Annotated in this window: 15 protein-coding genes; 1 reads left to right on the top strand and 14 read right to left on the bottom strand. The window is 40.8% G+C overall.

The annotated features are described in order from the left end of the window. Positions 1-73: 73 nt before the first annotated feature. The 14 genes from DBR40_RS23055 to DBR40_RS23120 all read right to left on the bottom strand — a co-directional run bounded on the left by DBR40_RS23055 (position 74) and on the right by DBR40_RS23120 (position 23,381). Positions 74-2,548, bottom strand: a complete 2,475-nt coding sequence (locus tag DBR40_RS23055) for a glutaminase family protein (RefSeq protein ID WP_124562096.1) — start codon at positions 2,546-2,548, stop codon at positions 74-76. A 220-nt stretch (positions 2,549-2,768) separates the two neighbouring features. Beyond that, positions 2,769-3,614 (bottom strand): PKD domain-containing protein, encoded by an 846-nt coding sequence (locus DBR40_RS23060; protein WP_124562097.1) that lies wholly within the window; start codon positions 3,612-3,614, stop codon positions 2,769-2,771. 12 nt (positions 3,615-3,626) lie between these two features. Next, complete coding sequence (locus DBR40_RS23065; RefSeq protein WP_124562098.1) at positions 3,627-5,069, bottom strand: PA14 domain-containing protein; 1,443 nt, start codon at positions 5,067-5,069, stop codon at positions 3,627-3,629. Positions 5,070-5,099: 30 nt separating this feature from the next. Next, a complete protein-coding gene (locus DBR40_RS23070) occupies positions 5,100-6,794 on the bottom strand; it encodes a DUF4983 domain-containing protein (RefSeq protein ID WP_158674118.1) in 1,695 nt (564 codons plus the stop codon). A gap of 31 nt (positions 6,795-6,825) precedes the next feature. Further along, entirely contained in the window at positions 6,826-8,445 is a 1,620-nt protein-coding gene (locus DBR40_RS23075; protein WP_124562100.1) for a DUF5008 domain-containing protein, read from the bottom strand. Between the two features lie 32 nt (positions 8,446-8,477). Next, positions 8,478-9,227 (bottom strand): hypothetical protein, encoded by a 750-nt coding sequence (locus tag DBR40_RS23080; protein WP_124562101.1) that lies wholly within the window; start codon positions 9,225-9,227, stop codon positions 8,478-8,480. A 27-nt stretch (positions 9,228-9,254) separates the two neighbouring features. Further along, positions 9,255-10,778, bottom strand: a complete 1,524-nt coding sequence (locus tag DBR40_RS23085) for a RagB/SusD family nutrient uptake outer membrane protein (protein ID WP_124562102.1) — start codon at positions 10,776-10,778, stop codon at positions 9,255-9,257. Positions 10,779-10,789: 11 nt separating this feature from the next. Continuing rightward, positions 10,790-13,939 carry a SusC/RagA family TonB-linked outer membrane protein gene (locus DBR40_RS23090; protein WP_233603966.1) on the bottom strand — a complete coding sequence of 1,050 codons (3,150 nt, stop codon included), beginning with the start codon at positions 13,937-13,939 and terminating at the stop codon, positions 10,790-10,792. A gap of 21 nt (positions 13,940-13,960) precedes the next feature. After that, on the bottom strand, positions 13,961-15,049 hold the full coding sequence (locus tag DBR40_RS23095) for a DUF5007 domain-containing protein (RefSeq protein ID WP_124562103.1): 1,089 nt from the start codon (positions 15,047-15,049) through the stop codon (positions 13,961-13,963). 36 nt (positions 15,050-15,085) lie between these two features. Continuing rightward, the gene (locus DBR40_RS23100; RefSeq protein ID WP_233603967.1) at positions 15,086-16,276 is read right to left on the bottom strand and encodes a fasciclin domain-containing protein; all 1,191 of its coding nucleotides are present in this window, start codon (positions 16,274-16,276) and stop codon (positions 15,086-15,088) included. Between the two features lie 11 nt (positions 16,277-16,287). Then, positions 16,288-17,799 carry a RagB/SusD family nutrient uptake outer membrane protein gene (locus DBR40_RS23105; RefSeq protein ID WP_233603968.1) on the bottom strand — a complete coding sequence of 504 codons (1,512 nt, stop codon included), beginning with the start codon at positions 17,797-17,799 and terminating at the stop codon, positions 16,288-16,290. A 34-nt stretch (positions 17,800-17,833) separates the two neighbouring features. Next, a complete protein-coding gene (locus DBR40_RS23110) occupies positions 17,834-20,689 on the bottom strand; it encodes a SusC/RagA family TonB-linked outer membrane protein (protein WP_233603969.1) in 2,856 nt (951 codons plus the stop codon). 679 nt (positions 20,690-21,368) lie between these two features. Further along, positions 21,369-22,904 carry a SulP family inorganic anion transporter gene (locus DBR40_RS23115; RefSeq protein WP_124562105.1) on the bottom strand — a complete coding sequence of 512 codons (1,536 nt, stop codon included), beginning with the start codon at positions 22,902-22,904 and terminating at the stop codon, positions 21,369-21,371. Positions 22,905-22,967: 63 nt separating this feature from the next. After that, positions 22,968-23,381 carry a winged helix-turn-helix transcriptional regulator gene (locus DBR40_RS23120; RefSeq protein WP_124562106.1) on the bottom strand — a complete coding sequence of 138 codons (414 nt, stop codon included), beginning with the start codon at positions 23,379-23,381 and terminating at the stop codon, positions 22,968-22,970. A gap of 131 nt (positions 23,382-23,512) precedes the next feature. Between DBR40_RS23120 and DBR40_RS23125 the strand changes: the two genes are divergently transcribed. Then, positions 23,513-24,268, top strand: coding sequence for an SDR family oxidoreductase (locus DBR40_RS23125; RefSeq protein WP_124562107.1), 756 nt, complete (start codon positions 23,513-23,515; stop codon positions 24,266-24,268). The last annotated feature ends 47 nt before the right edge of the window (positions 24,269-24,315 follow it).

The following is a 24,315-nucleotide window of genomic DNA, read 5'->3' on the forward strand; positions in this document are numbered from 1 at the left end:
CCTGGCACACAATAAAAAAGGTCCTGCATTAAATACAGGACCTTCGATTGTTTAAAGGGTATTAAATTAAATCCTATTTGGCTTTTAGTTTATCGGCAAACATTTTCATGTAAAAACCACCAACTACACTGCGGGCTTTAAAATTATCGCGAATACCGGTATTCGAATCATAGAAATCGTTTAATGGTACTCTTGATTCTGTTTCTATAGCATGTTTATAAACCGGATGTACCAAAGCCTCAAACTCTGCTCTGGTTGGTGCAAATGTAGCTGTCCATAAAATCCAATCATTTTTGGTGTAAGCTTTTCTGCTATCCAATGGAATACCGTACCTATTTTGTTTGGTTAAGTAATATTTGGTTTCGGTATCGTAAATTTTTTGCGGGAAGAGATTTAAGTCCAAAACCTTATCCCATACCAGGTTGTATTTTTGGCTCCAGGTATTTTTATTATCGAAGGTTAAAGCGTAGTGATCGCCAGCATCTGCCATTTCCATCCATTTTGGTACCATGCTTTCGGCAATGTCACGGTATTTTTTAGCTACATCTGTATAACCTAAAGTTTGTGCCATTTGCGCATAACAGGCAATACCTACAATAGCTTTTACCGATAAATTTGCGTTGCGCGCCAGGTGACCGGCAAAATCATCGGTACAGAGTTGTGTTTTTGGATCTAAACCTTCTTTCGTTAAATAATCAACCCAGGTAGTTAGTGTTTTCCAATGTGCTTTAGCATAGTCGGCGTTTCCTTGTGCTTTAGCAATAGCAGCAGTTAGAATAATCATATTGCCCGATTCTTCAACCGGCATGGGTTCGCCATAAGTTTGACCGTTTGCCAAAGGATAGGTACCTAAATCGTGTGCAGCCCAAGGGTGAGGATATTTTCCGCTTTCGCTGAAATAGAAAATACCATTTAGCATACCTTGCAACAATTGTGGATTATAAATCAGATATAATGGTGCTGATGGATAAGTTACATCAACGGTATTGATAAAACCGCCGCTATTGTTCTCTTTTGATAGCCATAAAATTTCGCCCTGCTGGCTTTTTACCAATGTGTGGGCGGCAATGCTCTGGCGGTAAGCTAAAAGGCACAAATCTGCATATTCTTTTCCGCCTGATTTTAATGCATCGGCATACACTGTTTTATTAAAGGCTTCGCATTTGGCGATCACCGATTTGTACTCATTAGCTGCAGCAGTTAACTGACCTTCGATGGTTTCCTTGCCAGAAGTATTCCACCAGGGCCTTAAATTCTGGTTAAAATATTGTACTGAATAAATTTCATCGTAACCCAGTTCAACAAATTTTTCTACAGCCGTTTTGCCCACATTGCCAAAAGGAATAAGGGTATTTAGCGCCAGCATTTTGCCTTGCTTAGCTGTTGAGGCTGAATTTCCGTTTCTGAAAGCATCTGCAGCATCCTTTTCGGAAGTTACAAACTGGATAGCATTGCTGGTTTTTGGGGCAGCAACATAAAAATAACCCCAGTCAATCCGCATGTCATCGCTTGCTTTCTGAAGCACTGGTTGCTCTACCGTACCTGCTTTTAAAACCGATAATTTTGGCGTGTTATATTTTGTAGTATTTACCACTTGTGAAGGTCTGTAAACTGCAATATTGGTTGATGCACTTAAATAAACCTTAACCTGGTGCGTTTTACCATCGTTGGCTTTCACCTGGTAGGAAACATAAGAAACCGGGCGAGCAAACAAACCTAAATCGTTCATTAACAATGGCGAAGTAAAGGTTAATTTTAAATCGATTTTACCACAGGTAAAGTTGTAAATGGTTTGCGTGGCATTAATATCAACACTTTTTTGTTTAGCCAGCTGTACTTTTTCCGCGTTATCTTTTAATTTATCAACCAGGCCGAAATCGAGGTAACGGCCACCTGCTGTATTAAGTAAATGGATTGCAATTACATTTGAACCAGCCTTTAATGCATTTTTATCGCTGTTGCTTAAGGCAATGTATTGGAAAGTATTGGTCCAACCTTCTTTGGTATATACTTTCTTGCCGTTAAGGTAAACCTCAATGTTATCATCGTGGTTTATTTTTAAAAACAGCTCGTTTATTGATTTAGGGTTGGCAACATTAAATGTTCGATGCACCCATATATCGTGCGATTTCCATAAGGTTTTAACGGTTTTGGCATCATCGCCAATGGGTGCAGTACCTGTTTGCCAGCTACCAGCGTTGTAGTTTTCAGTTTTCCAATCGCCTATTGGCTCGGTTTCGGTATAATTTACCTGATAGCCTTTTTCGTCAGAAGCAGGCACTATGGTTTTGTAATTCGTAGCTTCTTTACCTAAAAAACGGTAAATCCCCCCGTCTACATCAATAAGCCCTAAAAGCGAATGCTCTGCTCCTGTCCAGTGTTCGGTTGACGATTCGTTTAATTTATCGGTGTTAGACCAGATGCTGAAATAGGTATTGTGCGTAATTAAGGGATAAGCCGGTGCCTTTCGGTCCTGCGCTTTTAATAAACCACCTGCAAACATGCAGCCCAGTAAGCCTAAAAATTTTAAAGTTTTGATTTTGTTCATAATTGTGTGTGTAATGAAATTTATATTCCGGTTAGAAACAGCGTTAGTTAAACGTTTTACTAAAGTATAAAATATAATTTAATTAGACGAGAGAATTCAGATTTTAATTGTCCAATTGACAATTAAATTTGAACGATAGATATCAGTAAAATCTTCTCAAAAAAAATACATGAAGTTTTTAGGCCTCATGTATTTTCAAATGGTGTGGAGAGAATGTTACTTATGGTTGTTTTTTATTGATTGTCCACTCGGCAAGCTGGAATATACGGCTTCCCCTGTTCGATTTGATGTAAAGCCTGTAAAACTTATAGGCAATGTAATTATCGAAGTGGAAAAGTTTAGTCTGTTTCCTGCTTACGCCACTGTTCTCATTGGCCCATGGACAAACTGTTACGGTGTGCAAATCGGTAAACTGAATACCATCTAACGAGCCCTGTAAAATCCAGTACCTTGGGTCGCGGTCGGCTGCATCGTTACCCGAAGTCATGGTATAGGCACCCACCACTTGTGGGGTATTGAGTTCGAAAGTACAGCGCTGCGTTCCATCAAAACCTGCCTGTAAAAATTTAGTGTTAATATCCTGGTCAACCAGCTTTTTAGAGCCCTCGTTCGAATCGGGACCGGCGCCGGCCTCGAGGTTAACCGAAAATTTACCGCCAATGGTTTTCATGTAGTTTTCGCCATATTTGGTCGGGTCGAAATTCGGATCGACAACTTTCAAATTAATCTCTTTGGTTGCAGAGTAGCCCTGTCCGTTACGGATGGTTAAAATTACCCGGTAAGTGCCCGGAAAGCGGTACACGTGTTTAGGCGAAACTTCAACCGAAGTACTGTCATCGCCAAACTGCCACAACAAGGTTTTATAATTTTTCAGCTCGGCCGTAAACTGTACCTCCTGGTATTTTACCGGATCTGGTATTTTGTAATCGAAAGCTACCAATGGTTTGGGTTCTTCCACTACGGGAACAACCTCCTCCGTATCGCTATTTTTGCACTTTACCGTTAACACAATGATAAGCAGTAAAAGCGCACAGATGTTGAATAATCTTTTCATGTTACTTTTCATATCTATTTATGTTTATGGAGTTGGAAATAATTGTGTTCTCGGTACAGCACGTTTACCTGTTATACCAGCTGATGGCACCTCATATTCGAGGTAAGCTTGTTGACCACCCACATTTTCGCGGTGGTGCGCTTCAATCCTATATCTGATACCGCGTTCTAAACGGATAGTTGCTTTTCTTTCTGGTTTATCCCACTGCGTGGTATAGTCATCAATAATTGCCTTACCATTAATGAATAACCGCGATCCATCATCCCAACGGGTTTGGTAGAAAACATAATCCCCTCTTACCGGTGCCAAAAATTCGCCAGACCATTTTGTGGCAAAATTATCACGGCTTAAAGATGTACCAGAAGTATTTTTTACGTTATCCGGCCAGCCATCGCCCGAAAACTCAATCGTACCATCAACGCGGGTAGCAAAAGGCTCACGGCCATCATCTGGAGCCAGCTGGGTATTGGTATAGTATTTGGCAATTAAACCGGTACCATTGCCAATAATCGGCGAGTTGTTATCGAGGTTTACATTTGGATCTACAACTACAATTACCTTACCTTTTGTTGGGTGGATTACGTGATTGGTGTTATCGTACAAGCTCAATGCAAAAGCGAATTTTTTATTGGCTACAATGTTGGCATCGAAAACCGGCCACGGAATGGATAACCTGACTGTTGCACTGCTTGCACCGGTATTAAACCTCACCAAAGTATCAATCGTAAAATCTTTAGCGGCAAGGTGAATGGCATTTGTAAGGGTACCTGCCGAAAGCAACGTTGCAATCGTATCTACATTATCTTTAATTTTTACGTTAAAGGCTGTCGTAGGTGCATTTTCTAAACTGATAATTAAAGGAATAGTAACACCTGCAGGCCCCACTTGATAATTAGGCCCTTGGGCAACATTATAAATGCCCCCACCTTGAAAAGTTAAATAATGGATATCGGTAGATTTAAAGAGTTCGCTTGTATTGATTACAACCAAAATGTTCGATTTACCATTGGCTACTTTGTTACCTTTGCCAGGTGCAGCCAGTTTTAAGGCAAAAACTACTTTTTTACCATAATAACGTTCTAGTGCAGCCTTGCGCACAATGGCAATACCTTCGCCACTATTTGCACCGTACGATACATTAATTACAGTAGGATATTCTACCGCTGTTGAAGGCATTAGTACAGCATTGGTTAAAGTACCGTTATTGATTAACTGTGCAACGGTATCGTTATTTAAGGTTAAACCCACCTGAAAAGCTTCTTGTGCAGCATTTGCTAGGGAAATTTTAAATGGCACCCTAACAAATTGATTATCAATAGAAACATTACCAACAACAATTCCTTCTCCTGTGATACTACTACTTTCGTTATCAGGCAATTTCAAATCTTCTATCTGCGATTCTTTACATGAATAGGCACCAATAATAATGGTTAGGCCTATTAATACAGTGTATATAATTTTTTTCATTTTCGATATTTTTAAATGATCCGCAAAATTTTATTGATCTAACCACACTCTACCATCAAGCGCCCAGGTTTGCTTGTTGGCTATCTTTAACCAGTTAATTACCTGAACTGGTATATCGGCTGTTTGTGGTACCATCACTGCCAAAGTACTGGCAGCAGGCGGACAGATTAGATCGTTAAAATTCTCCCAAACGTATGCTCCCTGCAATTTAAAATCGCGGGCCTGAGAAGAAAGATCGATCATTTTATCGCCGTTTCCGTCGGTTGCAGGCCAATAACCAACCAAAAAGTTATAAGAAGGATGACTTTGATCAATAGCTGTTTCGCAGGCGTATTGCCCAATAACGCCATCGGGTACGCTTAGTTTAAAGAAACGGATATCGGTAACGTAAACATCAGGTTCTCCGTGACCCTGACCATTTAAATAGCCCAGTTTAAGTGCATTCGAATTAGCCAGTGAGCCTGAAGCTGTAATTTCAACTTCGTTATTGAAAGTTCCGTTGGTGTAGGTACGGATAAACCTTTGATTGCCACGCTGCTCTAATTTTACCGAAAGATTTTCCCAGCGCCCCTGAATGAGGTCGCCACCTCTGCATTGCTTATAATCGCCGTCTTTGGTTCCTCTCCACTCAAAATACCAGTAGCGGTCTTCGAGGTAAATTACCCAGCCCACGCTAGGGTGACCGCCCGACCACTCGTTTCTTTTACCCAAAATACTTGGCCAGAAAAACTGCTCTTTGTTTTTTTTCACCTTGAGCTCTATGGTCATTTTTGTGGTATCGTCTATGTTATAAACACTTGCATCAGTACCTGCAATTTCTGCCCTGATATCTTGTCCAACCAGTTTAACTGTTTTGCCCAGGTAGCGATTACCGGTAAATGGCTTAACAAGTATCCTTTTCTTATAACTTGCGCTGTAATAAATTACAAATGCGTTATTGGCTGTTTTACTAAAAATGGTTTGATCGTCGGCGTTCGGTGGAAGTGTAAATGCACCTCCATCGCTCGAGGCAATTACGACCAGCCAATCTTCATTTGCATAGTTTTTACGTTTCTTTAAAGCGGTGATAATCTCTCCAACACCGGCATCAAATTTTTCGATTGCCGATTTATATGCAGGAAATGAATTATCGTAACCAGAAGCGGCACCAGCTTTATCTACATCGGTAAAATGCCCAACAACCACAGAGGCTGTATCGGTATTCAGCTGATTAATTACCGCTGCCTTTACCTGATCGTCGCCAGCTACCAGATCGCTGATATCGGCACCGGTGGTTAAGCTCTTAAACACTGCCGATGAGGTATAAGCCGCAATTTTAGTCTGCGGCCTGCTTTCTTTAATCCGTTTAAAAATAATCGGATAATTCTGCAGGTTATTATTGGTCAGCGCATCATCGTTTACCAGGCTTTTGGTTTTCTTTACCCCTGTTAACATGTTTGCCCAATTGCTGGCGTTCTGGGTAGATTCAGGCTCGTTTAAGGCCACCCAACTGTAAATAGAGGTTGGCAGTAAAGCGGTAATATTTGGAATATTGGCCGCCGCTACCGATTGTCCTCTTGCACCATCAACAACAAGATACAAAACCTTACGGCTGCCATACCTTACCTTGGTAGTATCGGTACCATCTTTAGTGGTAAGCGTTCTATCGAAATCTTTGTTACAAGAAAATATGGCGGTTGTAATTATTGCGGCCATGAGACCAATCAATAATTTATATTTTTTCATTATGCTCATCTTAATTTATATTTAACTGGGCTTATTCAATAGTTACTCTTACAATATTGTTATAGGGCTGGTTATCGAAACGGTTAAAGCCGCCAATCAGCAACAAGGCTTTTTTACCATCGGCAGATTTGGTTTCAACCACATCCGACAGGTTTCCGGAGAATGGGCCTGTGGCATTATATCCCGGTGCAAGTAAACCTGCCGCGGTAAGTACCATAAAACCATTACGGGTTACATTATTGTATTTTTTAAAGCCTCCACCTACTACAATCAGTCCGCCTGTAATTTGCCGTGCAAAACCAGGATAGCCACCCTCAAATGCCCGCGCGCTAAACGATTCGTCTAAACTTCCGTCTTCGTTAATCAGGGCCATTCCATTGGCAGGTTTGCCATTGTAACGGGTAAAGGTTCCGGTGATTAAATACTTGTGGGTAGTAGCATTGTAAGTAAGCGAGCCGATACCATTATCTACCCCACTGCCCGGGTTAAAGCTTTGGTCTACCGTTCCGTTGGCTGCAAGCCTTAATATCCGTACAGCAGGTTGCCCGTCGAAAGTGTTGAAATTACCAAAGACCATTAGCTTTTCGAGGTTGGCTGCATCGGTATGCATGTAGGTATCGATAGGGCCATTGGCGCTTACGTTACCCTTGTTTGTTCCTGTATTGAAACGATAGGTTTTATCTAAAGAACCATCGAGATTGAACCTCAATATCTGACGGATTTCGGTACTATCCAGAATAACCGTATCGCGTGTAAAATCGTAATTATCTTTATCGTATGTACGTTTTACATAATACCTGAAATTACCTGTTGCCAGAATTTTTCCCTGATGCGGATAAACACGGTTAATATATTCGTTGGTACCGCCATTAAATTTAGGAAACCATTTTTGGGTAACCGTATCGGTTAAGGTTGGTTTCTTTTTGGTTTGTATTTTAATGGTATCAATCGCTCCATTAGGGTATAAGCTGGTAATGTTGCTGATGTTTTCGGTACGCTGGTTGTAACCACTAAAACCGCCGGCAATAATAAACCTCCCGCCAATTTCGATTACCCGAGATAATGAACCATTGGCACCTCTACCCGTTCTGAAAGTACGGTCGTAATCGCCATCTAACGATGTTCTGGCAATGCGGTTAATATTGGTAATAATCCCTTTATTATCGTAGTTGTTAAAAGCACCAATTACCAGTGCACGGCCATCCAGCATTTCGTAAAACTGGCTTACGTAACCATTTGTACCGGCTGTTGCTTTCCAGGTTACATCATTTTTGATGATACCTGTTACAACGAACTGCGGACCAAGTATTAACTGATCGCCAATGGCAATTGAAGTGATTCCTGTACTTCCGGCATCGGGTACCTTAACCGTAATTTCGGTTGCGGTTACGCTTAACACCTGTGCCTTTTCGCCATTAAACATAAAGCTTAACTGATCTTTATATGGTAAAAGCCCTGTGGCCTTAACGGTAACCGTTGTGCCTACTATCCCTTCTGCCGGAACAGGCAGTAAAGTCTGGCTAATACCAATACCCAAAGCAGCCTTTCCATCTGCATACGGATCGCTACCCAATTCTTCTTCTTTTTTACATCCCTGAATAACTAAGGAGCAAAGAAAAAATACGATTAGCATGTATTTTATTTTTTTCATGTTTTTGTTCTTTTAAAATTACAACAGGCTAATTATTTGTTACTTGGTGTTAAACCGGTATTGTACACATCATTAAAAAACTCGTAGAGATTAAATCCAATGTATGCGCCCTGATAGCGAAGGCTGTGCACCATGCCATTGGTTGGTTTAATATCAGATGACGCCACATAACTGATGTACCAATTATCACTTGGTTTTGAAATATCAGGGATGTAAGAAAGTACCAATTGCCTGTAGCCTATGTACTTAATACCGTTGGCACTGTTATAAACCACCCCTATGTTTGATACATCGTTATTGTAATCATAATGGAGGGCACCAGGGTAAATGCTTTTTAAATCCATATCAATCTGCGGATAATCTTTTAATGCATTTACACCTTTAAACATGTAGCGTTGCAGATACTTGCGCCAAATTAGCGGACTAATCTGATCAAGTGTTTTTACGGTATCTTTTCCTGCTTCGTAAAGCAGTTGGTTTAAAGATTGTAACCTTGGATTTTTATTCCTCTCGAAAGTGTGTATGTCGCCAATTGTTCTTTTAATCACATCATCATCGAAAGCAAAAAAGGTAAAGTCTTCCTTACTAAATTGCTCTTCCATACCAGCCAGCTTAACAATTTGTGCTACGGTATCGAAAGGAACTTTTTTATCTTTCAGGTATTGCAACATATTGCCCTGATATTCGGGGTTGGCCCTGCCGCCATCTATATAATATTCGTCACGTTTACAAGCGTTTAACAAGAGTAAAAGTGCCGCACATATCATCATTAGCTTTTTCATATCTTCTTCTTAATCTTTTTAATCAAATTAATTACCGCCGTTAACCCAGTACTCGTTCAGTACCATGAAGGGGTTATTGTTTAATGCACTTGAGTTTATTGGCCAGGTCCAGGCACCACGGCTAAATTTATCGGCCGTTAATACGTTGTACGACCATTGGTTGCTTAAAATCCTTTTGGTACGCACCAGGTCGAAATAATGGTGGCCTTCGCCAATCAGCTCTCTCGATCTTTCGTAAAAGATAAAATCTTTAAGGGCCGAACCGCCACCACCAGTATATTTTGAGGCTTGTGCGCGATCTCTAACCATATTTAACAACTTTATAGATTCTGCATCTTCGCCTAAGTCTGCCAATGCCTCTGCAGCCAGTAATATTTCGCCACCATACCGAAAAACCATAAAGGTGTTATCAGGGTTGGCATCTTCCTCGCCTGTAGAAAATGAGTTCTGTGCAAACTTCAGCATCATAAACTTTCCATTATCGGCAAAAATATCTTCGTTAAACCAGCTTGTAATCCGCTTGTCGCTGCCATCCTGAAAAAGTTTCTGCATGTATTCTCCACGGTAGTAGGCAAAACTTACGCGGTGCGTATATTCTGGTCTTTTGTACGGATAGTGCAGAAACATATCGGCAATAGGGGCAATATTTGCGTTTGCATCGCCGTAGTTAATACTGCGGTAAAACTCAAATAAGCTCTCATCCGAACGGCCTTTTACCACAGTTGCCCATTCGTTAATTGGCAATAAACGGTAAGCATTACTTGCAATAAGTTCTTTACCTAAATCGGCTGTTTCCTGATAGTATTTTTGGGCATTGGCGGGATCGAAACCTGCATTCCACATGTTCATTTCCATCATTAATGCCACAATACTGCCCCTGCTTGCACGTACACCTTTTAATGACGGATCGGTATACGTCCAGGCGATACTGTTTTTATAAGTTTTTAAATCGGCGATGCACTTATTCAACACGGAAACAAAGTTTTCTCTAGGTTGTGCGGTAGAGTGGAATGCATCGGTATAGTAAACCACATTGCCATATAAGCGCACCATAGTGAAATAGCTCAGCGAGCGGATAAATGCTGCTTCGGCCTTGAAAGAATTTTTCTCGGCTTCTGAAACGCCGGGAACACCTTCATCCAATTTGGCAATTAAAATATTTGCACCCTGAATGGCCTGATAATAGGCAGTCCAATCGGTAATGCGGCTAAAGTTGTAGAAATCCCATGGCCTGCCGCCAGAAATTAAAAACAAGATGTTGTTTTTACCCAAAATCTCAACAAACTCGCGGGCAGGTGCCAAATCCGACTGACTTTCGTAAAGCACTTCGCCCGAACGGTACTCGCCGGTTGCACCAACAAAGTGTGTTTCGTTGTACTTGCCAAAAACAATACGCGATAAATTATAAATGTTGGCCACCACATCTTCTTTTGACTGGAAGAAATTGTTTCCGGTTAGTTTATCGAGCGGCTGTACATCTAAAAACTTTTTACAGGAAGGCAAACAGAAAGTTGCCGCCATAATTATAGTATAAATGATAACTTTTTTCATAATAATATTGATTAATTGCCTGTATTAAGTTCTAAGTTTAAACCAAGGTTATAAGTACGTGGTACAGGATAACCATTCGAAATATCGCGACCTAATGTGGTTACGTTCTCAGGGTTAGGTCCACTGTATTTCGAAAAAGTAACTAGGTTATTGGTCGAAGCGTAAATCCGCAATTGGTTAAGTCCAAATCTTCTGATCCATTTCTTATCAAACATGTACGAAAGCGTTACGTTACTTACTTTCAAATAGCTTCCGCTTTCCTGCCAAAGGGTTTGGTCGGCACGCAAAGGCTGAATTTGATCGAACCGGGCATAATCATAAGGGTAAGGGTATTTAGCTACATCGCCTGGTGCTCTCCAGATATCCAGATCGTTTAAAGGCACCACCGAGGTTTGCGAGAAAGGGTTACGCATAATGGCAATCCTATCAGCAAGGGCGTTGTTTAAAATGGTACGGTCTGCAGTGTAGGTTGCGTACACGTTTAAGCCCCAGTTTTTATACCTGATATTGGTTGATAAACCACCTGTAACCAAAGGCTGTGAGTTACCTGTAATTTCGTAATCGCGGTTATCTAAAATATAATCGCCATTTACATCTTTAATTATCGGATCGCCACCTAAGAAAAACTGACCACTGCTCTGGTACCTTTTTCCGGTAACCGGATCTACCGGCACATCGGCATCGGTTCTGTAAACGCCCTGGTTAATTCTTAAATAGTTAGACAGGGTATTCCTACCAACACGGAAAACATTGTGCTGTAAATAACCCGAACCATCGAACCTGATATACTGGCCATTATATTCGGCAGGAAGTTTCAACAATACATCTCGGTTTAATGCTCCGTTTACCGATACAGAAATATCGAGATCTTTGCTTACTACCGGCCTGAAGGTTACCATTAACTCACTACCGTAGTTGGCAATACCCAAATCGTTACTGGCCAGTTTATTAAAACCTGTAGTATTCGATAAAAACCTATCGAACAACAGGTTATCTACCTTTTTGTAATAGGTATCGAAGTTTAGCGATAACCTGTCGTTAAACAAACCTAAATCGAAACCAAAGTTATACTGCGTAGTTGTGGTTGGTTTAAGATTCGGATTCGGAACCAGATCGTAATTGATACCAATAGTAGGGTTGTTGTTAAAGTTACCATTAAGGTTATAAATACCATAAATACTTTGCAGGTTGCCGGTTGGTACAATGTTTTGTCCCCAGGTTAACCTCAAACTACCATACGAAAGCCATTTTAAATCGGTTAACCAGTTTTCTTTGTTGAAGTTCCACCTTAAACCTATTGATGGGTTTTTAGAATATGGATTCTCCAGTCCGCTTGATGAGGTACCATCTAAACGGTATGAAAATTCGGCCACATATTTTTTATCGTAGTCGTAAGAAAGTGATCCGGCAAACGATGCAATGGTTGCGTTTCTGTAATTGCTTAATACACCACCACCTCTTGAGTTGTAAGCATCGTAACCCGCTGGGCCCTGCAACTGGTCGTTAGGCAATCTTTCCTGACGGGTAATACCAGCCTGAGCACCTTGTTTGTAAATCTCGTTAAAGGTGTTTACGAAAATGTTGTGTTTTTCGCCAAAACTTTTAGCGTAAGTGATACCATTACGGTTATACAACTGAAAGTTTCTGCCGACATAATCATATAGTTTAGCATACTGACCATTGGCAGCAGCAGGTGTAAATGTTGATTCAGTATCGGAAGTATAATCGTAACTTAAGGTAGAAGAGGCCGCTAAACCTGGTATAAATTCGTAACGCGCTTCTACGTTGGTACGTAAGTTCCTCGAGTTGTTATCGTTTAAGGTTTGTAAAGCCGATAATACCCCGCCCGAAGCCTGATAGAAAGATGGCGGCGGCAACAAAGTAGAAGCTTGCCCGTTGGCAGCAACACCCGATTGAAGTAAACCTACCCCGTTACCTTTATTTTGCTTACCTACTGAACCGTTAATGAAACCAAAGAACCTGAATTTATCGTTTGGTTTAAACTCCATGTTCATGTTCAGGTTGTAACGGTCGTAACCTGTATTTTTAATTACCCCTTTTTCGGTATAGTAACCTACGTTGGCTTTATAGTTAAATTTAGGGTCGCCACCATCTAGTGCCAAATTGTGACTCTGGTTGTAAGTGGTTTGGTAAAATACGCTCTGCCAATCGGTAGAGTTATTCCAGTATGCATTTAAACTGTCGGCCAGAAAAGGCGTGTTAGAAATGGCGCGGATATCGTTTACGTTTTGGGCATTAAGGATAATCTGCTGAATTTTTAACGAGCGCTCGGAATTTCCGCCTAATGTTTCGCGCAGTTTAGGTGGCGCATTAACGAAGGCATTGGTTACATATCTAATGCGTGGCACTTTAGAATTACCTCTTTTTGTAGTGATGATAATTACCCCGTAAGCACCCCTTGATCCATACATCGAAGTTGCCTGGGCATCTTTCAGGATCTGGATATTTTCGATATCTTCTTGCGGAATTAATGAAAGCGGACTTACTCCCGGGCCCTGGCTCTGAAAACCAAACTCTGCAGCTTTATCGGCATCCAAAGGCACACCATCAATAATGTACAGTGGCGATGTAGGTTGTAAGAAAGATTCGTTACCACTACCCGAAATACTTAAGCTCGAAAGACCACGCACCTGCACCGAACCCCTGAAACCAGGTGCACCGGTGTTATTTTGGATGTTTAAGCCCGGAACTTTACCCTGCAAAAGCTGCTCTACGTTTGATACCGGAATATCCTGAACTTCTTTTGCCTGTATTAAAGTAGCCGAACCCGTAGTGGTTTCCTTACTTCTTTTCTGATAAGCTACAATAATTACCTCATCCAGTGCCTTGCGGTCTTCGCTAATGGTTACTGTTATATTGGTAGCTCCTGTAATTTTTGTTTTCTGGGTATTAAAACCTAAAAATTTAAACAATAAGGTTCCACCCACCGGTACGTTAACCGTAAACTGGCCTTTACCATTGGTTTGGGTTAAACCTTTGTTGGTTTCTTCTAAAATTACTGAAACCCCGGGTACGCCTTGTTTTGTTTCTTTATCGACAACTGTACCATTCACAATGATGTATTTTTCTTGCGAATAAGCACTCGTGCCTAACATTATGCATACTATAAGCAATGCATAAAAAAGTATATTTCTTCTCATAATATTAGCTTTAAATGTTGCCTACTCGTTTGCAAATTTTGGGTTATCTGTTTTAAAGTGAAATACAACTTCCCAATCTCCTGCCCGGTAAATGGCGAAATCGACACCGAAATTGGCAATGATACGACCTCCACCAAAAGCGCCTCTTGAATAGCTCAGCTCGGCCTTTGCCCTCGAACCACCAGTGGCGTACGAGGTTGGAACTTCTACCAGTGGAATTGGATAAGCCACATCATACTGTACGTACTTATCGGTTTTCTGCATGTTAAAGCCATGTATCATTTTATCCCAAACGGTTTCGTTAAAAAAGGCCGGATTGATTTCTACCGAATCTTTATTTAAAGCTTTGATTCGCAACGAATGCCCATTGCCGCCTATAAACGGACGGATGTAAACCACCACATCTTTAAGGTCGTTATTGCTTACCAGATTTTTATTACTATTAGCGCCAACTACATTGTTTAAATAAGGGCGGATATAATCCCTTAGTTTTTTATCAAGCGGGAATTTAGGATCAGGTGCAGGCAAGCCTGTGTAAGCATTAAAATCGTTAGAAGGCTCATAAGGGCGCTCCCTGAACGGCCTGATCTGGAAATCTTTAATTAATCGCTCGCCACCTGTATTTTTAACTTTTACATCGAAAAAACGGGTATCCTGCGAAAAGTTGGTACTATCTATAGGCCTTGGCTTAATCAGTTGGTTCGTTGCCGATGCCCACAAAATAAACTGTCCTGAAGAACGGATTTCCAATAAAGAATGCTCCTCGAGTTTTCTTTTGGCCTCAATCTCAGCCAGGCTTTTTTCTAAACCCGTGTATGGGGCGATCCAAACGTAAGTAGGTACTTTTTGAAAAATATCGTTCACCGGCCTTCCATCTCCAAACCTTGCATTTAAAATTTCGAAAGTGATTGGTGCTGTTGAGTTATCGCCATTAAAACCACCTATTAAATTATTACGGCCAATAATCGGCTCCAGAATTTTATTGCTAAAATTTACATTGTTACTTAAGTAATCTTTTTCGTCAGGCAAATTGTATAGTTTTTTACATCCGCTAAAAACAACCAGCGCAAACACTACAAAAAGATGTTCCTTTTTTAGGATTGACTTCATAAGTTTTTCTAATTTATTTTTTCCGTACTCCATCATCTATTTCGTTTTATTAATTGTCCATTCGGCCAGCTGGAATACACCACCGCTTCTTAACTCGGTAATATTTACGCGGTAGTACTGGTAGGCCACTGTATTGGTACACCTGAATACTTTTTGCTGATACCTTTCTTCGAAGAAGAAGTTGGAAACGCGGTGTAATTCGGTCCAGTTTACACCATCCTGAGACCCCTCATACGTCCAGGCTTTCGGATCTCTTTCTACCGCATCGTTAGCTGATGTTAGGGTATAAACAGACGACACCTCTGGTGTTTTAAGTTTAAACTGCATCGTTAAAAAGCCGTTCAAATCGCATAAAAACTTGGTATGATCGTCGCCATCGATTACCTTTTTAGAGTTCTCACCACTGGTTGGCCCACCACCGTTTTCGCGGTTGGTAGAAAATGTACCTCCTACAATAGTCATTAAGTTTGGCGGAGGCGGAACAAAGGTTAAACGGGTAACAAAACCATCGAAACCGAAAAGGTGATCGGGACTGATTACATGTACAATTCCGTTTTTGGTGCGGATATTATTTGAAGCAGTAGTACTGGTAGACCAGTTTCTGATAAACTTGCTTTTTTTGGTATTACTGAATTCAATTACTTCGGGTCCGGCACCCACCTGGCCCGATGCCGATCCTTTTACCGATTTGGCATGCATGGGATAAGCAACCTTTACGCTGGTTAAATTCAAACCATCCTGTAGTTTTAACGAATCGGTTGGTTTTACCCCTCTGATGATGTAGTAAGAAATCATCGTATCCAACTGTACGCCATCAATATTGGCTAAAAACAAGGGATCTTTATCCGATTGCTTTCTTAGGGCATTTAAATTACGTAAAGCCAGCTGAAAACTAGGATTGGTAACGGCAAACAAGGTCACATTACTATCGGTAAGTGTCTTTTTTAGCCCCATCCTGTCAACCGCTACAATTAGCGAATCGTAAACACCAGGCTTGCTTTTTAAATATTCATATATATTTCCCGAAAACGGCGCGGTCTCACCGGCAGCTTCGTAATAGCCTCCGTTCTTTTTACAAGCCGAATATACCAGGGCTAGCAATAAAAGCATGGTTATGGCTCCCACATATTTTACAAATTTTTTCATCTGATTATATTTTAATGGTGATGAAGCCATCATGAGCTTAAGCATTTCGCAGTGCGATTTGAAAGATGATGATGGTTTCATTTCTTTATTGTTTAGCGCCAGTAAGGGTTCTGTGTTAATAAATTATTCTGCAACAAAAGCCTACGCGAAATTGGCCAGTAAATACCGCCCGAATTGATCAGGTTCATAAATTTGGCATCGTTCTGTCTGATTTTATTGTAGCGGATTAAATCGTACCAGCGTTGCCCCTCACCCAATAATTCGCGGTGCCTTTCTTCAAAAATCATTTTGATCAAATCGCCATTCGCATTAAAACTAATAGATGTACCCGGTACTGTTCTTCGCAGAAGGATACTCAGCAATTCATTAGCAGCGCCGGTTTGGTCGCCTAAAACCGATAGTGCTTCGGCCCTTAAAAGCACAATATCTTCTAAGCGGGTAAAAATAAGCGCACTTGTAAAGTACCTGAAGTTGGGGTCGGTACTTCCACCCTGAATTACCTTTATTTTACTAAAAATGGGATACTTACCATTTAAATTAGTGAAATACCGGTCGTACTTAGATTGACCTAAGGTATCCACTGCAAAACGTTCATCATTTGGCCAGTTAAAATATTTCAGAATCGAATCTTTCGGTAAATAGATATCCGGTATGGCTTTGGTAATAATTGGTTCGGCCAGTGTTAGCTCTTCGATATGTCCGGTTGATGAACCATCGATGTGGCCATAATCAGAGTTAAAGCCAAACATTTGTCTGGTGTTTTTATTGTAGAAAAAGCCATTTGAGTTGCTCAAATCGGTGCTCGAAGTAAAACCACCACCACTTTTGCCATAATTATCTTCTACAAATTTGGCATACTTGGCCACATTCGAATAATCGGCTGTCCAGGCTGCAACATGTGCTAAAACAGCATAAGCAGTCACTTTAGTGGCCAACGCACCGCCCCAACGGCTTCTGTCTTCATTGTAATAATTGCTGGGCTGCTGAATGTCACCTCCGCTGTAAATGTAAGGTAAATCGGCTGCGGCCTTTAACATTTCACTTTCTACCCATGCTAAAATCTTGGCCTGATTTTCACGCGGTTTGTTTTCAAATACCCCTTCGTTTGATGAGATAATGAAAGGTACGTCGCCCCAGATGCGTACCATGTAGAAATAAGCAAAAGCCCTTAAAAACCTAGCTTGAGCAATATCTACCGTCATGTTGTTATCCGAGTAACGTTTATCGGTCGCTTTTACATGGGCTACATTTTCCATAAAAACATTCGCACCATTTACAATGGCATAAAACCTGGTCCAATCAGAAAGCGATTCTACTACCGGGTAAGATGCATTTAAATTGTTGCTGATAATGGCTTTCAGGTCTTGTCTTTTCGGGCTTGTAAACTCCCCAGGCCTCACGTCGCCGTAAATCCAGTGGCCATTGTTATCAGATAGTGCTGCACGTGTAAGCGCATAAACACCCATAATACCTGCCCTTGCATCTTCTACGGTGTTCCACATGTTTTTCTCGCCCACAACGCGCGTCGAATCGGTTTCAAGGGCTTTATTACAACCTGATAAAACCACTGTAGCCAGCAGAAATGTGTATAATATCTTCTTCATCATTGTTGATGTTTTGTTCGTATTGCTTTCCATATTATAATTCCATTTTAACACCCAGAGTATACGTTCTTGGTATAGGCTGGCCATAACCGGTATCAATACCATCGTAACTTACCAGCTCAGGATCTTGCCCGGTGTAAGGCGTAATTACAAATACATTATTTACCGATCCGTACACAAAAAACTTGTTGATTTTGATGTTCTTCTTTTTCAGTACCGCTCCTAAATCGTATCCCAGTGAAACAGATCTCAGTTTCAGGAATGAAGCATTTTCTAAAAACAAATCCTGATCGGTACGGTAAGGAATTACAGTGCTCCATGGATTGTACAGTGGGTATTTGCTGTAATCGCCTCTTTTTTCCCAGAAAGTAATTTCCTTTACCGACGATACATCGGTATTGCCTTCGCGGTTTACAAAATCAAAGCGATTAGCCATGTCCTGGTTAATGAGTTTGCGGCCCAGGTTGAAATACAGGTTGGTACCTAAACTCCAGTTACCGTAGGTAAAAGAGTTATCGAAACCACCCGATAAAACCGGTAGCGAATGGCCTTTCAATACTTTATCTTTCTCGTCGATAATGTTATCGCCGTTCTGGTCTTTCCAGCGTGGGTCGCCTGCTTTTAAAGGCGTACCATTGTATTTTAAAGGTTGTCCGTTTACTACAGGTACCTGGCTATTTGCTGTATAAATGCCTTCGTTTTCCAATAACCAATACTGATCTACCGGTTGGCCAACTTTTAAGAATCTGTTGCCAATAATAATTTCATTTAAACCTCTTGGCAATGCTGTTAACTTATTGCTGTTGTGGTTAAGGTTAAGGGCCGAATTCCATGAGAATTTGCTTTGTGCAATTACCAAAGCACTAATGGTTAAATCTACCCCGGTGTTGCTCATATTCAGGCCACTTTCTATCGATTGTTTGTAGCCATACTCAGCATACGATGGAATGCCCAGCAGCTGGTTTTTCTCAGCCTTGGTATAAAAATCGGCCGATACATGCAGGCGGTTTTTGAGCATCGCCACATCTACACCGATGTTAAGCTGATCGGAATATGACCATGGCACACCATAACCCACCCAACCAAAAGAGTAAGGCCTAGTAAGCACACCAATAGCGTTATAACCCGGTACGGTTAAGTTTCCGGTATAACCAACTGATGCAGTATACTGCGGGCCTTGTGCATAGTTATCGTATGTAAAAGCGCGGCCCATTCTACCTACACTAGCTCGCAATACCAGATCATCAACCAGTTTAGTATCTTTTAACAGATCGTTTTTAATGTTCCATGCGGCAGAAAGTACCGGCGAGTAAAACCAGCGTTTGGTAGGTTGCGCATTTGATGAACCATCCAGGCGTAAGGTACCCGAAACGAAATATTTATCGTTGTACGAATAATTTACCTTACCATAGAATGATAACAGGTTATCAGCTGTTTTATCTAAGAAACGATAAGTTAATTCTCTTGGAAAAGCTGTTGGGGTTAAATAATTGCCATTATCCGAACCATCATCGTTTTTAGGCTTGGAATCTAACAGGTTAATTTTAATGTAATCGTTGGCGCCTTTATAAGCATAAGCATTGTTATACTTATAAATATCCCACATCATGGATTGGCCCAGCTCAAAGTGAAAATCGTGTACGTTTTTAAGGTTAAGGTCGTAAGTGGCCTTATTATCCATCATTAAACGCTGATTAAAGCCGTAATAGTTAGAGGCATAGCTATTTCCCTGCAATAAAGTACGGGCATAAAAAACATCACGGTACCCTTCGTTATAATCTACATTAAACGATGAGCTGATTTTAAATTTACCCAAAGTACCCACCAGCTTGGCAAAGCCCTGTATACTATTGGTTTTATTATCGTCAAAACCTTTAGTGTACTCGTTCAGGTAGCTGGCATAATAATCTTTATTGGGCGCCAGTGGCGCACTTAAATCCGGGAAATAGTTAATCTGTGCAAAGCGGTCCCTTAAACTTCTGTTGCGGGTGCGGTTTAAACGGTTACCATTAATCATTGCCGAGAACAATAACCATTTGACCGGTTTCATGTTGATATTAAACATGGCGCTGTAACGGTCTAATCCCGTTCCATCTGCCACACCTTCACTTTTGGTGTTACCGAGCGAGAACCTGAAACTGGCCCTGTCCGAACCTCCTGTTAAACCTAAATTGATACCATAAACAAGTGCATTTTTATAGTATAAATCGGTCCAGTCAGACTTACCGCTATATACATTATTTAACGAATCGCTTAAATAAACCGGATAGGCCTCATCGTCAGAGTACCTGCCGTTTGTGGTATAAATATCATAAAAGCGCTGTCTGAATGTGTTTTCGTACTTACCATTAATGGTACTAACGGTTGGCTTTTGCACCATACCGATGTAAGAGTTAAAGCTAATGCTGCGTGCAATGCCATCAGGCGATTTTGATTTGAGCAGAATTACGCCGTTTACGCCTCTTGGCCCGTAAATGGCCGTACTGGCTAAATCGCTTAATACTTCAACCGATGCGATATTGTTAATATCGATGGTGCTCAACAAATTGGTAGCCGGACCAATCCTGTTAAAATCGTACTGCTGAATATCAAAAGCGAAGGGATGTTCGCCAATGAGCGGAATCCCATCCAGCACCACTAAAGGCTGCGAGGCATATACATCCTTTTTGGATAAGAGTGGCATAGGTGCTCCCCTCAAAAACATATTCTGTATGGTACCAGGTTCGCCCGATGGTTCCTGAACATACAAACCAGCATAATTGCCCTTTAAATTTTGCTGTAATGAGATGGCAGGGAAAAGGGATAAGTTGCCGGTGTTTTTCTGTACGCCACCAGATAACTTATTGTAAATTGTTTTTTGCTTAATCTGGTTTAAGCTGTCTTTTCTCAATGAATCTTTTAAGGAAACGAACTTGATTTTCGTCGTATCCTGAAGAACAAAGGATTTAATTGATAGGCCTTTATGCATTTTATTAGCGCCAGCAAAAACCGGTAAAACGTTTAACGTAAACACTGCAAAAAAGACAAGGCACGCCCATAAGTATCGCATAGTTAATGGATCTTTTAATTGGTAAAAAAATGATTTTCTAAAACTTATTTTTTCGGAAACGGCAAGATGGGTCTCAAGTTCAGAAGACGGGTACTTTGATAGTAAAGGTTAGTAATTCTCATATAATTAGTATTTGGTTAAATCAAATATATATAATACTAAAACGTTTTAATATAGAATTGTCATTTTTATGAAATTTTTATAAAATGAGGGCATAATATTTAATTGTCCTAATTTAATTGTCGAATGGACAGATAAAAAATTAAATATTAATAAAATATATTGATATTTTAACATCCTATAAAACAGCATTTAAAGAAAAAACAGCGAGCAGATCACAATAAAACAACCGGTTTTTAGTTGCGAATTCCAGAACTAGTTAAACGTTTTAGCAAAAAGCAACATTTCAGATACGAAAGCCTTAAGCCTTTCAGTGTCTGTAAAAGATTTGATAAAACCTAGCAATTATGTTACCCATTAAAGAAGGTAAAACGGATTGGCAAACGAAATGTAGATTGAATTATCTTTCTGTAGCCACACGGTATGTGGGGTCTTCAACAATATTAACCTGAATAATTTTGTCGGCATTTTTAAGCAGACGTTTGCAATCATCACTCAGATGCCTTAACTGCAACTTCTTTTCTGCATCATGGTATTTTTCGGTTAGCTTATTCAAAGCATCAATCCCCGACATATCAAAAACCCTGCTGTGCTTAAAATCTATTGTTATATTTTGCGGATCGTTTGCAATATCAAATAAGGCATTGAAATTGGCTACCGAGCCAAAAAACAAGGGACCAAATAATTCATAATGCTTTGTACCAGTTTCATCTATATATTGGTTAGCCCTAATGCGCTTAGAACTTTCCCATGAAAACACCAGTGCTGAGATAATTACCCCAACCAATACCGCAAGGGCCAGATTATGTAGCCAGATGGTAATTAATGCCACTAAAATACCGATTACAATATCCTGCTTAGGCATTTTATTAATTACCTTAAAGCTCATCCACTCAAATGTACCAATGGCAACCATCATCATTACCCCAACCAGGGCAGCCATGGGTACACGGTCTATTACCGGGGCACCAATTAAAATAATAAGCAAAATGGTTAACGCCGCAATAATGCCCGATAAGCGTGCCCTTGCTCCTGCCGAAAGGTTAACCAGGGTTTGTGCAATCATCGGGCAGCCGCCCATACCCGTAAAAAAACCATTTAAGATATTGGCTACCCCCTGTGCCATGCTTTCGCGGTTTCTATCGCCCTTGCTGGCCGTAATTTCATCAACCAGGTTTAAGGTTAGCAAGCCCTCGGTTAAGCCTACCCCAGCCATAATCAGCGAATAAGGGAAAATAATTTTAAGCATTTCGAGGTTTAAAGGCACATTTGGAATATGAAACGGCGGAAAACCACCCGCTACAGAGGCAATATCCTTAACCAGTTTGGTATGAATGCCGAAACCCAATACAATAATAAACACAGCAATAATGGCCACCAGCGATGCCGGTACCGCTTTGGTTATTTTAGGTAGCACAATTACAATAGCAACCGTTAACAACACCAGCCCAAGCATGATATATAACGGAGTACCGCTTAACCATACTTCGGTACCGTTAACCAGCGTTTTAAACTGCTGCAACTGCGACATGAAAATAATTACCGCCAGGCCGTTTACAAAACCGAACATTACGGGTTGCGGCACCAACCTTACAAATTTGCCCAGCCTAAACAAGCCAACTAAAATCTGAATTACCCCCGCGAGGGCTACGGCAGCAAAAACGTATTCGATACCCTGCGTTTTCATTAAAGCAATCAGCACAATTACCGTTGCTCCTGCACCGCCCGAAACCAAACCTGGCCTGCCACCCAAAATGGCCGTTACCAGCCCCATAATAAAAGCGGCATATAAACCAGTTAGCGGTGGGAAGCCAGCCAGTATGGCAAACGACAACGATTCGGGAATCATGGTCATGGCAACGGTTAAGCCTGCAAGAATTTCAGTCCGGTAATTGATTTTCTTCGAAAAATCGAAAAGCTGCAGGTAGGGTTTCATAAAGGAATAAAGGATAAGCAGCTGCAAATATCCGATTTTCCTTTAAATTAAACCGGCATGTGCTTATGGGTTGTGGATAAGTTGATCTGGCTGCTCTTCTTCTTTAAAGGCATAACAGCTTTTATCGTGATCTGCATTACCTGATATCGGGTTAATGCGGTACTGAAAATTACTCCCCCATATTTCTAAAGCCTTAAAAACATCGCTCAGTTTTTCTCCCGATTCGGTAAAAGCATATTCTACCCTGGGTGGTACTACCGGATAAATTGTGCGGGCAATTACCCGATCTTCTTCCAGCTCGCGCAACTGCTGGGTAAGCATTTTTTCGGTAATGCCTGCAACGCTGCGATGAAGCTCTCCATACCGTTTAGGCCCCGATAATAGACGGTTTAAAATCGTTAGTTTCCACTTCCCTCCAATTACATTTAAGGCAGCTTCCATTGAACAGGTATAATAGGCTTGTCTTTTCTTTGTCATATAAAATTTTGCTACAGGTATTTAAAGAAACTCGGGGCATTTCTTACAAAAAAGTACGTACCGAACCAAAAAGTACCTACTTGATGGGCATGGGGATTTACCGTCTCTTTGAGCTATTAAAACATAAAGATATGAAAAAATTAGCAGGTAAAACCGCCATCATTACAGGAGGAAACAGCGGTATAGGTTTCGCAACAGCAAAAGATTTTTTAGCTCAGGGCGCCAAAGTAATTATTACAGGCAGAAACGAGAAATCGGTAAATGAAGCATTAGCCAAACTGGGTGACAATGCTTACGGCATAATTTCGGATAGCGCATACATGGAAGAAGTTACCAAACTGGCCGAGCAGGTAAAAACCATTACACCAACACTAGATATTGTAGTGATAAATGCAGGAGTAGGAAAGTTTGATGCGCTGGCCACCATGACCGAAGAAACATTTGATGAAATTATGAACATCAATTTTAAAGGTGCTTATTTTAGTTTACAACAATTATTACCATTAATTAATAATGGTGGATCGATAATACTAAACACTTCGATAAACGCGCACATTGGCATGGCAGGTGCAACGGTTTACGCCGCAAGTAAAGCAGCTTTGCTAACCCTGGCCAAAAACCTCTCGGCCGAATTAACCGATCGCAAAATCAGGGTAAACGCTGTAAGCCCTGGCCCGGTTGTTACGCCTTTACATAGTACAGATAAGCTTGGTTTATCGACAGAAGATTTAAAGCAAATGGGCGACAGCCTTACCCAAAAAATTCCGGTAGGCAGGTTTGGCGATGCCGAAGAAATTGCCAAAACAATTACCTTCTTCGCCTCTGATGATTCTTCATTTATTTTAGGATCGGAGCTGATTGTGGATGGCGGGATGTATAACCTTTAGATATATCCAAATAAAAAGCAAAGTAACCAGCAGGTTGCTTTGCTTTT

The organism is Pedobacter sp. KBW01, assembly GCF_003852395.1.
Lineage (GTDB): Bacteria > Bacteroidota > Bacteroidia > Sphingobacteriales > Sphingobacteriaceae > Pedobacter.

Coding starts and splice junctions, on each gene's coding strand:
- DBR40_RS23115 (WP_124562105.1), bottom strand. CDS start 22,904: ATGAAACCCTACCTGCAGCTTTTCGATTTTTCGAAGAAAATCAATTAC.
- DBR40_RS23100 (WP_233603967.1), bottom strand. CDS start 16,276: ATGAAACCATCATCATCTTTCAAATCGCACTGCGAAATGCTTAAGCTC.
- DBR40_RS23090 (WP_233603966.1), bottom strand. CDS start 13,939: ATGAGAAGAAATATACTTTTTTATGCATTGCTTATAGTATGCATAATG.
- DBR40_RS23125 (WP_124562107.1), top strand. CDS start 23,513: ATGAAAAAATTAGCAGGTAAAACCGCCATCATTACAGGAGGAAACAGC.
- DBR40_RS23070 (WP_158674118.1), bottom strand. CDS start 6,794: ATGAAAAAATATAAATTATTGATTGGTCTCATGGCCGCAATAATTACA.
- DBR40_RS23080 (WP_124562101.1), bottom strand. CDS start 9,227: ATGAAAAAGCTAATGATGATATGTGCGGCACTTTTACTCTTGTTAAAC.
- DBR40_RS23105 (WP_233603968.1), bottom strand. CDS start 17,799: ATGAAGAAGATATTATACACATTTCTGCTGGCTACAGTGGTTTTATCA.
- DBR40_RS23095 (WP_124562103.1), bottom strand. CDS start 15,049: ATGAAGTCAATCCTAAAAAAGGAACATCTTTTTGTAGTGTTTGCGCTG.
- DBR40_RS23065 (WP_124562098.1), bottom strand. CDS start 5,069: ATGAAAAAAATTATATACACTGTATTAATAGGCCTAACCATTATTATT.
- DBR40_RS23075 (WP_124562100.1), bottom strand. CDS start 8,445: ATGAAAAAAATAAAATACATGCTAATCGTATTTTTTCTTTGCTCCTTA.
- DBR40_RS23060 (WP_124562097.1), bottom strand. CDS start 3,614: ATGAAAAGTAACATGAAAAGATTATTCAACATCTGTGCGCTTTTACTG.
- DBR40_RS23120 (WP_124562106.1), bottom strand. CDS start 23,381: ATGACAAAGAAAAGACAAGCCTATTATACCTGTTCAATGGAAGCTGCC.
- DBR40_RS23055 (WP_124562096.1), bottom strand. CDS start 2,548: ATGAACAAAATCAAAACTTTAAAATTTTTAGGCTTACTGGGCTGCATG.
- DBR40_RS23085 (WP_124562102.1), bottom strand. CDS start 10,778: ATGAAAAAAGTTATCATTTATACTATAATTATGGCGGCAACTTTCTGT.